Genomic DNA, 13,213 nt, shown 5'->3' on the forward strand with positions numbered 1-13,213 from the left:
ATATCGATACTTGCCAATAAAAAAGCGCGCTTCAAGGCGCGCTTTTGTTTTGTAAAACGTCCACAACACTCAACGTTGCTGCCCGTCAGTCAATAGCATGAGCTGTGAATTGTTCGTTTATGCCAACCCGGACTTCAGATCAAGCCCTGCCTGATACAACGCGTTCTTTTTAAGATTGTAATGAGTCGCCACTACCGCCGCGGCCTTTTTTAGGGGTAAATGCTCACTCAATGTAGTCAGCAGTGTCATCGCTTCCGGTGGTATCGCCGAGACATCGACAACAGCAGGAGATACCATCACGACAAATTCCCCCTTTTGTCGTACCGCTTCAGCTTCCAGCCAGTCTCCCACTTCTTGCGGCGTGCCACTGATATACGTCTCAAACGCTTTAGAAATCTCTTTTGCCACGACAATCTGGCGTTCCTTCAACACACGCTGCATATCGCGAACCGTATCTACAATGCGCCTCGGCGCTTCGTAAAAGACCGATGTGCAGGTACGCTCAGCCAGAGAGCTCAACATATTGCTTCTGGCCTGGCTTTTCACCGGCAAAAAACCCTCGAAAATAAACCGGTCGGTCGGTAAACCTGACGCACTCAATGCGGTGATAGCTGCACAGGGGCCGGGCAACGCGATCACCGGGATCCCCTCTTCGCGACACCGCCTTACCAGCACAAATCCCGGATCGCTTATCAACGGTGTACCCGCATCGCTGATGAGGGCAACATCGTCTCCGCTTAACAGGCGGTGACAAAGCATCGCAGCACGCTTATCCTCATTATGTTCATGCAGGCTGAGCGTGCGCGTGGAAATAGAAAAGTGTTGCAGCAATCGGGCACTGTGGCGGGTGTCTTCGGCTGCTATCCAGGCGACGCTGGCCAGCGTATCCAATGCACGGGGAGAGATATCCTCCAGGTTACCGATAGGCGTGGGAACAATGTAAAGGGTAGCTGGCTCTGACATAAACGAATGCGATGAAAGTGATAATGCATAAAGTGTATCATGCCGTTGGAACAGTTTATCGCCTTAGACGTAGATTTTCGCGTGTGTTCAGATAAACTTGGCTTCGAACTCACAAAGAAGGAATCCGACGTGCGTCATGGTTTTTCTCTGCGCTATATACTGTTAAGTGCCTGCCTGGGGACGGTATTTTTTCTCAACGGCTGTAGCTCACCTGCCCCACGTACGACCAAACCGGTAGCGAAAGTCGAGCCGTTACCGGCCGAACCTGTCGATACCAATGCAACGCCAGCATCACTGATAGCCGACGCGCAAACTGCGTGGGAAGAGCATCGCGATGCGCTGCAGCGGAATAATTTCCTGCTGCAGGCTGTACAACTGCTTTTAGAGAACGATGATATCGCCCGCGCTCAGCAAATCCTGTTGCAACTTCAGCAAGAAGGCGTCGATGACAGGCTTCAGACACGCATGAACGTGTTAAGCGCACTTGCCTGGGCTGATGCCGAAGATGCCGATACTGAATCATTGCTGGCTCTGCTTGATAAGCCGGTTGATGACGATGCCTTGCGTTATAAGCAGTTGGATTTACTAACCGCACTTTATTTGCGTAAAGGTGACTTACTGTCGGCCGCCAACAGCTATGAACAAGCTATGCCGCCATCGGAAGACAGCGTCCGCCAGGTGTGGGAATGGGTGAATGAAGCCCGGTATCAGCTACCCGAAAATGCACAATCAAAGTACCCGGCGCTACGTCCCTATCTGGCGCTGCTTGCACTCGTGCAGGACAATGGATTATCGCCGCAGTCTCTTGCCGATGCGACACAGCAATTTAAACAGGTATATCGAGGTCACCGGCTCGTTACCCACTGGCCTGAAGAGGTGACGAAAGCCAGTGAACTGCGCCCCGCCACGATCCCGCAAATTCTGGTCATGCTGCCACTTAGCGGCCGTCTTGAAAATACTGGCATGGCGATAAAAGAAGGCATTTTGTCAGCTTACTATCAGGCATTACAGAACGCGACAGACACCCGTGACGTTCCCCAACTTGAATTTGTCGATACGGTGGGCAAAACCCCAGAAAAACTGGCTGCATCAGTAGGTCAGCATCGCTGGGTGATTGGTCCGCTACTAAAGGAAACCATTGAAGAGGTAGTTCCGCTTATCCCGCATACGGTGAACGTACTGGCACTCAATCGCGCCGATCTAAATGCCGAGCCCCTACCAACCGGAATGCTTGACCCGGAAACATTACCGGTACAGGAGGCCCGCGTTCAGACTGAGCCGGGGTTTTTCTCTCTGGCACCGGAAGATGAGGCATATCAGCTGGCCGATCATATCTTCAACAGTGGTTACCGGGCACCGATTGTTGTGGCTGCACAGTCCAGCATTTATCAACGTATGAACGAGGCTTTCGCACAGCGCTGGCAAACACTTAATACCCGTCACGCTTCCAGAGATAAGGTGAACCTGACAACCATTGATTTTTCAGACAGCACAACACTGCGGGAAGGCATTACCCAGGCATTGGATGTTGCGCAAAGTAAAGACAGAATTAACCAGATCCGCTACATGGTAAATGAAGAGCTGTATAATGTGCCACGCAGCCGGGGCGACATTGACGCCATTGTGGTGTTTGCGTCACCGGAGCAAACCGAACTGCTTAACCCGATGGTTGAGGCCAGTCTGAGTCCGTTTGACGGCAAGGTAGTACCGGTTTATGCCACTTCCCGCTCAATGGAATATGACAGCAGCAAGAACCAGTGGCGCGATTTGCAAAATGTCCGTTTTCTGGACATGCCGTGGATGATGCCTGACAACCAGTGGCAGGCATTACAGTCGCAAAGCGAGGCATTATGGCCACATCGCAGCACGCAGCTTAATCGCTTATTTGCATTTGGTGTTGATGCCTATAATTTATTGCCGTCTCTACACACTATGGGACTGTTGCCTCAAGTGGAAGTTGCTGGCCTCACCGGCACATTGTCAAGGAATGATGACCATCAGATAGAGCGTCGGCTTCCACAGGCTAAGATAGACAACGAGCGGGTAATCCCGTTATCAAACGAAAAATAAGGTAATTCCGGTGAACGACGGATCCGTTCAGTAGTAATACCGGCGCATTGCTAAAACAACCAGGGAAGGGTCAACGATGTCGACAAGACAGGGAACAAACGCAGAAAAAGACGCTGTTGGTTTTCTTGAAACTCACGGACTTGAGTTAATAGAAACTAATTACCGTACACGCTTTGGAGAGTTAGATTTACTGATGTGGGATGGTCTGATACTGGTCTGCATCGAGGTGAAATACCGACGTCACAGCCGCTTTGGACAGGCCGCTGAATTTGTAACGGCCAAAAAACTCCAGCGAATGCGTACTGCGTTTGAACAATATTTATTAGACAATGGTCATAGTCCTGTATCCACGCCGGTCCGTATTGATGTCATAGCGATTGACGGTGACGACTTCCAATGGGTCAAAAACGTGGTATGACGTGACCAGACACTTAAAGATGAGAAGTATGATTGAAAATATAAAAGCCAATTTCACCGAAAGTATTCAGACCAAAATTGCAGCATCAGAAATCCTCCCGGAGTCTATTGAAAAAGCGGCGATGATGATGGTCGAAGCACTAATTCGCGGGAATAAAATATTAAGCTGTGGCAACGGTGGTTCAGCAGGTGACGCTCAGCACTTTTCCTCTGAAATGCTGAATCGTTATGAAAGGGATCGCCCGAGCCTTCCGGCTATCGCCCTGAGCACAGACACGTCTACACTTACGTCTATTGCTAACGACTACAGCTACGATGAAATATTTGCGAAGCAGGTGCGGGCATTAGGTCAGCCAGGCGATATTTTGCTGGCCATCTCCACCAGTGGCAATTCGCGCAATGTAATTGCTGCCATGGAGGCCGCACTGTCCCGCGATATGACTATTGTTGCCCTTAGTGGCAAGGACGGCGGTGAAATGGCGGGCTTTTTAAGTGAGCACGATGTGGAGATCCGCGTGCCGTCGAATCGCACCGCGCGGATCCAGGAAGTCCATTTGCTGGTGATTCACAATCTATGTGAATGCATCGATGACAGCCTGTTTCCAGCAGATCATGGTGATGAATAAATGACTACACACACAAAGCTGATAGCTGCATTGATCCTGTCGCTGGGCGTTACCCAGTTGCAGGGGTGTGCAGTGGCTGTGGTTGGTGCGGGCGCCGCAGCAGCCAAAGTCGCGAACGACCGACGCACCGTCGGTACCCAGCTTGATGACCAGAATGCCGAAAGTGCTATTGCCTTCCAATGGTCAAAAAGCGAAGCGCTTAAAGCCGAAGCGAACTTGCAGGCTGATGTTTACAATGGCGTGGCACTGATTACCGGCCAGGTACCTTCCGAACAATTGCGGGAAGATGCCATTGCGCGGGTGCAGAACGTGGAGTACGTGAAAAAGATCCACAACCAGCTGCGCGTGGGTGAACCGATAGGTGCTTCCCAACAGGCCACAGATATCTGGCTGGCATCAAAAGTGAAAACCAAACTGGTGGCCGATGAGCGCGTTCCTGCACTGCAGGTTCGGGTGGTAGTGCAAAACGCCGAGGTCTTTTTGATGGGCCGGGTGTCAAATCTGGAGGCCACCGCGGCAGTAGATATCGCTCGTCACGTCGGCGGTGTCCAGCGCGTTGTTCGCGCATTTGAAATTATGTAAACACGCAATCAGGGCAGCTGCAGTTGCGGGCTGCCTTTTAACACCTTCACTCCGCCGTTTATTACTTTTTCACACTTACAAATTGCCTTAGGCTTACCGTATTGAAGTTGGAGTCGCCGGTTTGTTGCCAGCTATTGTCCTTGCAAACGGAAGCTCCCATGCACAACCGTACCGCTACGGGTAGACGCAGAACTTAAGCTTGCCGTCTTCTTTAAGAGCTTGGAGACACGTCGTTATCATCCGAAGTCATGTAACGACTGTATTCATATTTTCAGGTTGGTGGCGGTAGTATGGGATGATAAATCGCGCAGTGCGGAAGGCATCACAGCCTCAGGCACGCAATACAGCACGTACAGAAAAATCATCGGGGTGGCAGAATAGGCGACATATGCGCGTCTTATTCCAACGTACAAACGTATCGGCTACAGCACCTGCTTTTTTACCGCGCATTCCTTTTTGCAGGTTTGCGCCTGCGAACGCTAATAACTAACTCAGAGCTTGCATGTATACACTTGATCGACGCGTCGCGACAGCCTTGCTGGTTGCCGGGGCGTTATTTATGGAAATTCTGGATGCCACCGTTATCACCACGGCACTTCCCATTATTGCCCGGGATTTCAATGTTCCGGCAGCCCACCTTTCTGTCGGTGTATCTTCTTATCTGGTTGCCGTAACCATATTTATTCCCATCAGTGGCTATGTTGCGGACAGGTTTGGCGCCAGACGTATTTTTATGCTGGCAATTAGCCTTTTTGTGATTGCGTCAGTGCTTTGCGCCGTCAGCTATGACGTACTGACATTCACCGCTTCCCGGGTGCTGCAAGGGATAGGAGGCGCACTTATGGTGCCGGTTGGCAGGCTTGTGGTGTTGCGCGATCTTCCAAAGGAGCGCCTGGTGAATGCCATCGCCATTATTACCTGGCCCGCACTCGGCGCCCCGTTACTGGGTCCGGTTATTGGTGGCTGGATAGCCACACACTGGGGATGGCCATGGATTTTTCTGATGAATGTTCCGCTGGGGATCATCGCGCTTATCGCATCGGCCTATTTGCTGGAAAACTATAAAGGTGACCCCACCCGGTTTGACTGGACTGGATTCCTGTTATGTGGGGCAGGTTTCGGCGTGCTGATGGCCGGACTTGAGATGCTTAGTAGCCTTCAGGGTAACTGGGTATTGCCGGTAGCCCTGATAGGTAGTGGTATCGCATTGCTGACACTGGCTGTTATTTACATGCTTCAAGCCCCCTTCCCGCTGCTTACATTCAGCGCCCTGAAAAGCCGCACGTTTCGACTCACTATCACCGGCGGCTCCATTGTGAGGATTGCCCTGTCAAGCACACCATTTCTGATCCCCCTCATGCTTCAGCTGGGCTTCGGCTATTCAGCGGTTGAGGCGGGCGCGCTGTTACTCTGGTTATTTGCCGGCAACCTGGCTATTAAACCGGCGACAACCTGGTTGATGAACACATTTGGTTTTAAGCACCTGCTAATCGTAAATGGCGTGGCTATTGCCGCAGGCTTTTTCTGGCTTGGCCAGCTTGATGCTGACACACCCTACTGGTTTCTCGCCCTGGTATTGTTCATATCGGGAATAAACCGCTCTATCCACCTAACGGTGCTTAATACGATTAACTTCGCCGACATTCCAAACCATCAGATGCGCGACGCCAATACGTTAAGTGCAGTGCTGATGCAAATGAATCGCGGCCTGGGGATTACCGCTGGCGCACTCTCTCTGGCGCTTGCCAGTTTTCTTCTCGGCGGTTCCAATGCCGAACCCGTATCCGCGCATTTTCAACTGGCCATGAATTTTATGGGCGTGCTGGCCCTTCTGAGTATTATCGACAGTATTACGCTACCCCGTAATGCGGGCCAGACCATACTGAAAAAGCAAAAAGCCTGATTGTTTTACTTTGTAAAAGACACAAACCAGGCGTATAGGAATTTCATATCCAAAGCCGGCTTTGTGTGCAGAAAAAGCTATAAGCCATTGATATATAAGGCTGGCATTAGCGTTGCTTCAACCATTGTGAACCCTTATTTAAGGAAGGAGGTCACAATGAAATTTGCCAAAACACTTATGTATTCAGCAGTTGCAGGTGCCCTTATTTCAACATCGGTAGCTGCCAGTGAAGCGACAACGTCTGAGCTGTCCAACTGGGATGAGAATGCCTGGGTCACCCTAAGCGGTGAAATTCAGAAGGTAAATCCCGGTTCGTTTGTCCTGAAGACCGGTGATAACGATGTTACTGTAGAATTTGACGACGGTGATTACGACGCTGATGCCCTGATATTTAAACAAGGTGATCGTGTATCCGTTTCAGGTAAAGTGGATAAAAACCTGATGACAGAAACCACGCTCGAAGCATCCAGTGTGTTCGTACATCAGTTAAGTACCACCTTTATCGCCGACGCCACTGATGAAGAATCAGAAGGCTGGCTGATGGCTTCAGCTACCGTGCCAACAAATATCGACGATATGACACTCATTGGTACAGTCAACGAGGTGAATGAGGACGTCATAGAGTTAGATACTGCCGGTATGACGGTGAGTGTCGATACCAGCGAACTGCCCGGCGAACCTTTTAAACAGGACGGTCTGCTGTACATCGAGGAAGGTGACAGAATTAAGGTCGATGCCTCAATGGATGGAGACTTCTTTGACGAGTCCTTAATCGTAGCCGACGTTATCGTTCGCATGAACAATGCAGAGAGCGACGAGTACTAAGGGCACTATCGCCACCATATCGCCCTAACGGCCCGGTCTGACCGGGCCGTTTTATATGTGCCGACATTGTTTTACAGGTACGGTCTAAGACCAAGGTAGCATCCTCATTTCCCTATAGGCTAACACCTTGAAAATCTCCTGAAAAATGCCCTATGCATTCCCGAACCCTGCGCTGTTACCCTAGACGTTGTCGACAATGAGGCCGCTTTTAGGTTGACGATCTGCCATTACATGGCTATATTGTCGACACTTTAGAATCCACTGGCGAGGTTTCCACTTTCATGTCGTTAGCCATTGAACAACCTGTTACCAATGCCGACAGAACGTTTTTTCGATTACGAAAGGACATCGTGGAAGGCCTGATCCCCGCGGGCTCGAAACTCAGTGAGACAGAATTGTCGACAAAGTACGCAGTCAGCCGGGCAGTGATCCGTGAAGCGATCAACCGTCTTATGAGCTGCCATCTGGTAGAGCGCCGTGCAAACGTAGGCGCTCGGGTTGTCGCCCTCACGCCAGAAGGACTGGTAGAGCTCTATCAGGTTCGCGAGTCGCTGGAAGGTATGGCTGCGCGTCTGGCGGCTAAAAATATGACCGATCAGGAAATTGAAGATTTACAGGCACTGCTGGCCAATCACTTCGATAAGGTCAAAACCGGCGAGTCTTATTATCAGGAAGCCGGTGATGTCGATTTCCACTATCGCATCATTCTGGGCAGTAAAAACCAGCACCTGATTGCGGTGCTGGTTGACGGTCTTTATCACCTGGTCCGCATGTACCGGGTGCAGCTGGGCATGGCTGGCCCACGTGTAACCACCGCGTATGACGAACACAAACACATCGTACAGGCCATTGCGAACCGGGACGAAGAGCTGGCCGAAATACTCATGCGCCGGCACATTCTTTATTCAAAAAATAATATTGAAAACAAGCTTACCTCTCACCCTAACAAATAAGAGATTGATTATGAGTGCAGGAAAAAAATTCAGACAAGCGCTTGCCGACAACAAGCCATTACAAATCGTCGGAACTATTAACGCCTATAGTGCAATGATGGCAAAAGCCATCGGTCATAAAGCCATCTATCTCTCAGGTGGCGGTGTCGCGAACGCGTCTTACGGGCTTCCTGACCTGGGTATGACGTCACTAAACGATGTGATTGTTGATGTTCAGCGTATTACCTCAGCCTGCGACCTGCCCCTGCTGGTAGACATCGATACCGGTTGGGGTGGCGCCTTTAATATCGCGAAAACCATCCGTGATATGGAAAAAGCCGGGGCCGCGGCTGTACATATGGAAGATCAGGTCGCGCAGAAACGCTGTGGCCACCGTCCTAACAAAGAAATTGTGTCTACCGCTGAGATGGTCGACCGTATCAAAGCGGCAGTAGATGCCCGCACTGATCCGGATTTCTTCATTATGGCACGCACTGACTCCTTTGCTCAGGAAGGTCTTGACGCCGCCATAGAACGCGCAAAAGCCTATGTAGAAGCGGGGGCTGACGGCATCTTCGCTGAAGCCGTTCAGACCGAAGCGCATTATCGCGCCTTCGCGGAAGCGCTGGATGTGCCTATTCTGGCCAACATTACAGAGTTCGGGAAAACCGAACTGTGGAACAAAGAAGAGCTGGGCGAATGGGGTGCTGACATGGTGCTGTATCCGTTAAGTGCATTCCGGGCGATGAACAAAGCGGCCGAAACCGTCTACCGTTCCATCCTTGATAATGGCGACCAAAAAGCCGTTGTCGATATGATGCAAACCCGAATGGATTTATACGATTACCTTGGCTATCACGAGTACGAGAAAAAGCTTGATGAGCTATTTGCCCAGGGCAAAAACAAATAAATAGCAGTGAATAACAACGCAGCGGGCACTGATATGTGCCCGCTGCCATACAAGACTCTACAACAAATTTATTATCAGGAGATACATCCATGGCAAAACAACTCAGTGGCGCCGGCCTTCGCGGCCAGGTAGCAGGAAAAACAGCACTGTCTACCGTTGGACAAACCGGTTCAGGCCTTACCTACCGTGGTTATGATGTAAAAGATTTAGCCAACCACTGCCAGTTCGAAGAAGTGGCTTACCTTATCCTGAAAGGTAAACTGCCTACGCAGAATGAACTGGATGCCTACAAAGAAAAGCTGCGGGGCCTTCGCGGTCTTCCACAAGCATTAAAAGATGTGCTTGAGCGTATTCCTAAAAGCGCACATCCGATGGACGTGTTACGTACCGGTTGCTCCATGCTGGGGAACCTGGAAACAGAAGAAAGCTTTGAGCAACAGCAGGATGTGACTGACCGCATGCTGGCGTGCTTCCCAAGCATCATCTGCTACTGGTATCGCTTCAGCCATGACGGCGTGGAAATTGACGTTGAGACTGACGATGATTCAATCGGCTCCCACTTCCTGCACCTGCTTCACGGCGAAAAGCCAAAAGCACTGCACGAGCAGGTTATGCACGTATCATTGATCCTTTACGCAGAACACGAATTTAACGCATCAACCTTCACGGCGCGCGTTTGTGCATCTACGCTTTCTGACATGCACTCGTGTGTTACGGGTGCCATTGGCTCTCTGCGCGGTCCTCTTCACGGTGGCGCAAATGAAGCGGCCATGGAAATGATTGAGGGCTTTACGTCACCAGAGCATGCTGAAAAAGAAATGATGGGCAAACTGGAACGCAAAGAAAAAATCATGGGCTTTGGCCATGCGATCTACTCAGAGTCTGATCCGCGTAATGAAATTATCAAAGGCTGGTCTGAAAAACTGTCAAAAGATGTGGGTGATGACGTGCTTTACCCGGTTTCAGTTCGCTGTGAAGAAGTCATGTGGCGCGAGAAAAAGCTATTCTGTAACGCCGATTTCTTTCACGCTTCGGCCTATAACTTCATGGGTATTCCAACCAAGCTGTTCACGCCCATTTTTGTGATGTCGCGCCTGACAGGCTGGGCGGCGCATGTGATGGAGCAGCGCGCAGACAACCGGATTATTCGTCCTTCAGCAGAATATACCGGCGAAGATTTACGCTCGGTTACCCCTATCGCTGAACGTCAATAATGTCTCACATGGCGTCACTTTCTACAGGCGAAGCTGGCGCCAGAACACTTACAAGGGACAACTATGAATACTGATTACCGCAAACCGTTACCCGGCAGTAAGCTGGATTATTTTGACACCCGCGAGGCAGTCAATGCCATTGAGCCGGGTGCCTATGAAAAGCTCCCCTATACCTCTCGTGTATTTGCAGAGAACCTGGTCAGACGCTGTGACCCGGATGTATTAACCGACTCGCTAAAGCAACTTATTTATCGCAAGCGCGATCTCGATTTCCCCTGGTTCCCTGCCCGAGTGGTTTGTCATGATATTCTGGGTCAGACAGCCCTGGTGGATTTGGCAGGTCTTCGTGATGCTATCGCAGAAAAAGGCGGCGATCCGGCGAAAGTCAATCCGGTGGTACCGACACAACTTATCGTCGATCACTCTCTGGCCGTTGAACACGCGGGCTTTGAAAAAGACGCGTTTGAAAAAAACCGCGCCATTGAAGACCGACGGAACGATGACCGCTTTCACTTTATTAACTGGACCAAAACCGCGTTTAAAAACGTAGATGTGATCCCCCCTGGCAACGGCATCATGCACCAGATTAACCTGGAAAAAATGTCACCGGTTATTCAGGCCCGTGATGGTGTGGCGTTCCCTGACACGCTGGTAGGTACTGACAGTCATACACCTCACGTTGATGCACTGGGTGTTATCGCGCTGGGAGTGGGTGGTCTGGAAGCTGAAAGTGTGATGTTAGGTCGTGCGTCGTATCTGCGTCTGCCTGACATTGTGGGTGTTGAGTTAACCGGTAAACCGCAGCCGGGCATTACCGCCACCGATATTGTGTTGGCGTTAACAGAGTTCCTGCGTAAAGAACGTGTGGTGTCAGCTTATCTGGAGTTCTACGGTGAAGGCGCCAGCCACCTTACCTTGGGTGACCGGGCAACGATATCTAACATGACGCCGGAATACGGTGCATCTGCCGCCATGTTCTACATTGATGAACAAACCATTGATTATCTAAAACTGACTGGCCGTGAAGACGATCAGGTCGAACTGGTAGAGAACTACGCCAAGCATACCGGTCTGTGGGCTGACTCGCTGGAGACCGCGGAATATGAGCGCGTGCTGAAGTTCGATTTATCCAGCGTTGGCAGAAACATGGCCGGGCCATCAAACCCGCACGCGCGTCTGCCAACCAGCGACTTATCCGCACGTGGAATTGCCAAGCACATCGAAAACCCCGAAGACGGTAAGATGCCAGACGGGGCGGTGATTATCGCGGCTATCACCAGTTGCACCAACACCAGCAACCCGCGCAACGTCATCGCGGCTGGTCTGCTGGCGCGCAATGCCAATAAACGTGGCCTGACCCGCAAGCCGTGGGTAAAGACCTCGCTGGCACCGGGCTCGAAAGCCGTGCAACTGTACCTGGAAGAAGCCAACCTGCTACCTGAGCTGGAATCTCTGGGCTTTGGCGTGGTCGCCTTTGCCTGTACTACCTGTAACGGGATGAGCGGCGCGCTTGACCCGGCCATCCAGCAGGAAATTATCGACCGGGATTTATATTCCACGGCGGTACTGTCCGGCAACCGTAACTTCGATGGCCGTATTCACCCTTATGCGAAACAGGCGTTTTTGGCCTCCCCACCGTTGGTAGTGGCTTATGCGATTGCCGGAACCGTGCGTTTTGACATCGAAAAAGACGTACTGGGCATCGACCCGGACGGCAATCCGGTTACGCTGAAAGACTTATGGCCCACCGATGAAGAAATTGATGCTATTGTCGCAGAATATGTAAAGCCGGAGCATTTCCGTAAAGTGTATGAGCCCATGTTCGATTTGAAAGTCGACTACGGCAAAGACATCAACCCGCTATACAACTGGCGCGAGCAAAGTACCTACATCCGCCGCCCCCCATACTGGGAAGGCGCAATGGATGCGGAGCGCACCATGACCGGAATGCGACCGCTGGCAATACTGGGTGACAACATCACCACAGATCATTTATCGCCATCAAACGCCATTCTGCCAACCAGCGCAGCAGGCGAATACCTGGCGAAAATGGGGCTGCCGGAAGAAGACTTTAACTCTTACGCAACGCACCGTGGAGACCACCTTACCGCGCAGCGCGCCACGCTGGCGAACCCCAAAGTGTTCAACGAAATGGTAGTTGAAAACGGCGAGGTAAAGCAGGGCTCACTGGCGCGCATAGAGCCTGAAGGCAAAGTCGTGCGCATGTGGGAAGCCATTGAGACCTATATGCAGCGTAAGCAGCCACTGATTATTGTGGCCGGTGCCGACTATGGTCAGGGTTCCTCCCGCGACTGGGCAGCCAAGGGTGTGCGTCTGGCTGGTGTGGAAGTGATTGTTGCTGAGGGCTTCGAGCGTATTCACCGTACTAATTTGATTGGTATGGGGGTACTGCCACTTGAGTTTAAAGCTGGAACAACCCGCAAAACGCTGGGGCTGGACGGCACGGAAACCTACGATGTAAAAGGTACGCCTTCAGCAGGGGCCACACTAACACTGGTTATTCATCCCAAAGAGGGAGACACCATGGAAGTGCCGGTAACCTGCCGACTGGACACCGGCGAAGAGGTGTCTATTTATGAGGCTGGCGGCGTATTGCAGCGCTTCGCGAAAGACTTCCTGGAAGCCGAGGAAGCAGTCAGCTAAGCGTGACGCTCCCCCATCCTGCGTAAACAAAAGCAGCGCCGGCAAAAATGTATTAATGCGATTTTGCCGGCGTTTTTGTAGACCTGCAGAGCTTTCAGGCTCTGCAA

The 13,213-nt window shown here is 51.3% G+C and carries 11 protein-coding genes; 10 read left to right on the top strand and 1 reads right to left on the bottom strand.

Translation table 11 applies throughout. The annotated features are described in order from the left end of the window. Nucleotides 1–117 precede the first annotated feature (117 nt). Entirely contained in the window at nucleotides 118–963 is an 846-nt protein-coding gene (rsmI, locus tag ACLBLI_RS14540) for a 16S rRNA (cytidine(1402)-2'-O)-methyltransferase (RefSeq protein ID WP_414828312.1), read from the bottom strand. 39 nt (nucleotides 964–1,002) lie between these two features. Between rsmI and ACLBLI_RS14545 the strand changes: the two genes are divergently transcribed. The 10 genes from ACLBLI_RS14545 (at nucleotide 1,003) to acnD (ending at nucleotide 13,106) form a co-directional block, all read left to right on the top strand. After that, a complete protein-coding gene (locus ACLBLI_RS14545) occupies nucleotides 1,003–3,033 on the top strand; it encodes a penicillin-binding protein activator (RefSeq protein ID WP_414828313.1) in 2,031 nt (676 codons plus the stop codon). A 76-nt stretch (nucleotides 3,034–3,109) separates the two neighbouring features. Beyond that, the gene (locus ACLBLI_RS14550) at nucleotides 3,110–3,451 is read left to right on the top strand and encodes a YraN family protein (protein ID WP_414828314.1); all 342 of its coding nucleotides are present in this window, start codon (nucleotides 3,110–3,112) and stop codon (nucleotides 3,449–3,451) included. 28 nt (nucleotides 3,452–3,479) lie between these two features. After that, the gene (locus tag ACLBLI_RS14555) at nucleotides 3,480–4,076 is read left to right on the top strand and encodes a phosphoheptose isomerase (protein ID WP_414828315.1); all 597 of its coding nucleotides are present in this window, start codon (nucleotides 3,480–3,482) and stop codon (nucleotides 4,074–4,076) included. Continuing rightward, entirely contained in the window at nucleotides 4,077–4,658 is a 582-nt protein-coding gene (locus tag ACLBLI_RS14560) for a BON domain-containing protein (RefSeq protein WP_414828316.1), read from the top strand. 502 nt (nucleotides 4,659–5,160) lie between these two features. Continuing rightward, on the top strand, nucleotides 5,161–6,561 hold the full coding sequence (locus ACLBLI_RS14565; RefSeq protein ID WP_414828317.1) for an MFS transporter: 1,401 nt from the start codon (nucleotides 5,161–5,163) through the stop codon (nucleotides 6,559–6,561). A 156-nt stretch (nucleotides 6,562–6,717) separates the two neighbouring features. Further along, nucleotides 6,718–7,386: an OB-fold nucleic acid binding domain-containing protein gene (locus ACLBLI_RS14570; protein WP_414828318.1), complete on the top strand. Its 669-nt coding sequence runs from the start codon at nucleotides 6,718–6,720 to the stop codon at nucleotides 7,384–7,386. A gap of 281 nt (nucleotides 7,387–7,667) precedes the next feature. Beyond that, on the top strand, nucleotides 7,668–8,339 hold the full coding sequence (locus ACLBLI_RS14575; protein ID WP_414828319.1) for a GntR family transcriptional regulator: 672 nt from the start codon (nucleotides 7,668–7,670) through the stop codon (nucleotides 8,337–8,339). A gap of 10 nt (nucleotides 8,340–8,349) precedes the next feature. Continuing rightward, complete coding sequence (gene prpB, locus ACLBLI_RS14580; protein ID WP_414828320.1) at nucleotides 8,350–9,228, top strand: methylisocitrate lyase; 879 nt, start codon at nucleotides 8,350–8,352, stop codon at nucleotides 9,226–9,228. Nucleotides 9,229–9,317: 89 nt separating this feature from the next. Further along, nucleotides 9,318–10,442 carry a 2-methylcitrate synthase gene (gene prpC / locus ACLBLI_RS14585; RefSeq protein WP_414828321.1) on the top strand — a complete coding sequence of 375 codons (1,125 nt, stop codon included), beginning with the start codon at nucleotides 9,318–9,320 and terminating at the stop codon, nucleotides 10,440–10,442. Between the two features lie 63 nt (nucleotides 10,443–10,505). Further along, entirely contained in the window at nucleotides 10,506–13,106 is a 2,601-nt protein-coding gene (gene acnD, locus ACLBLI_RS14590; protein WP_414828322.1) for a Fe/S-dependent 2-methylisocitrate dehydratase AcnD, read from the top strand. Nucleotides 13,107–13,213 lie beyond the last annotated feature (107 nt).

Source organism: Alteromonas sp. H39 (assembly GCF_047556435.1).
Classification (GTDB): domain Bacteria; phylum Pseudomonadota; class Gammaproteobacteria; order Enterobacterales; family Alteromonadaceae; genus Alteromonas.

Coding starts and splice junctions, on each gene's coding strand:
- rsmI (WP_414828312.1), bottom strand. CDS start 963: ATGTCAGAGCCAGCTACCCTTTACATTGTTCCCACGCCTATCGGTAAC.
- ACLBLI_RS14545 (WP_414828313.1), top strand. CDS start 1,003: ATGCCGTTGGAACAGTTTATCGCCTTAGACGTAGATTTTCGCGTGTGT.
- ACLBLI_RS14550 (WP_414828314.1), top strand. CDS start 3,110: ATGTCGACAAGACAGGGAACAAACGCAGAAAAAGACGCTGTTGGTTTT.
- ACLBLI_RS14555 (WP_414828315.1), top strand. CDS start 3,480: ATGATTGAAAATATAAAAGCCAATTTCACCGAAAGTATTCAGACCAAA.
- ACLBLI_RS14560 (WP_414828316.1), top strand. CDS start 4,077: ATGACTACACACACAAAGCTGATAGCTGCATTGATCCTGTCGCTGGGC.
- ACLBLI_RS14565 (WP_414828317.1), top strand. CDS start 5,161: ATGTATACACTTGATCGACGCGTCGCGACAGCCTTGCTGGTTGCCGGG.
- ACLBLI_RS14570 (WP_414828318.1), top strand. CDS start 6,718: ATGAAATTTGCCAAAACACTTATGTATTCAGCAGTTGCAGGTGCCCTT.
- ACLBLI_RS14575 (WP_414828319.1), top strand. CDS start 7,668: ATGTCGTTAGCCATTGAACAACCTGTTACCAATGCCGACAGAACGTTT.
- prpB (WP_414828320.1), top strand. CDS start 8,350: ATGAGTGCAGGAAAAAAATTCAGACAAGCGCTTGCCGACAACAAGCCA.
- prpC (WP_414828321.1), top strand. CDS start 9,318: ATGGCAAAACAACTCAGTGGCGCCGGCCTTCGCGGCCAGGTAGCAGGA.
- acnD (WP_414828322.1), top strand. CDS start 10,506: ATGAATACTGATTACCGCAAACCGTTACCCGGCAGTAAGCTGGATTAT.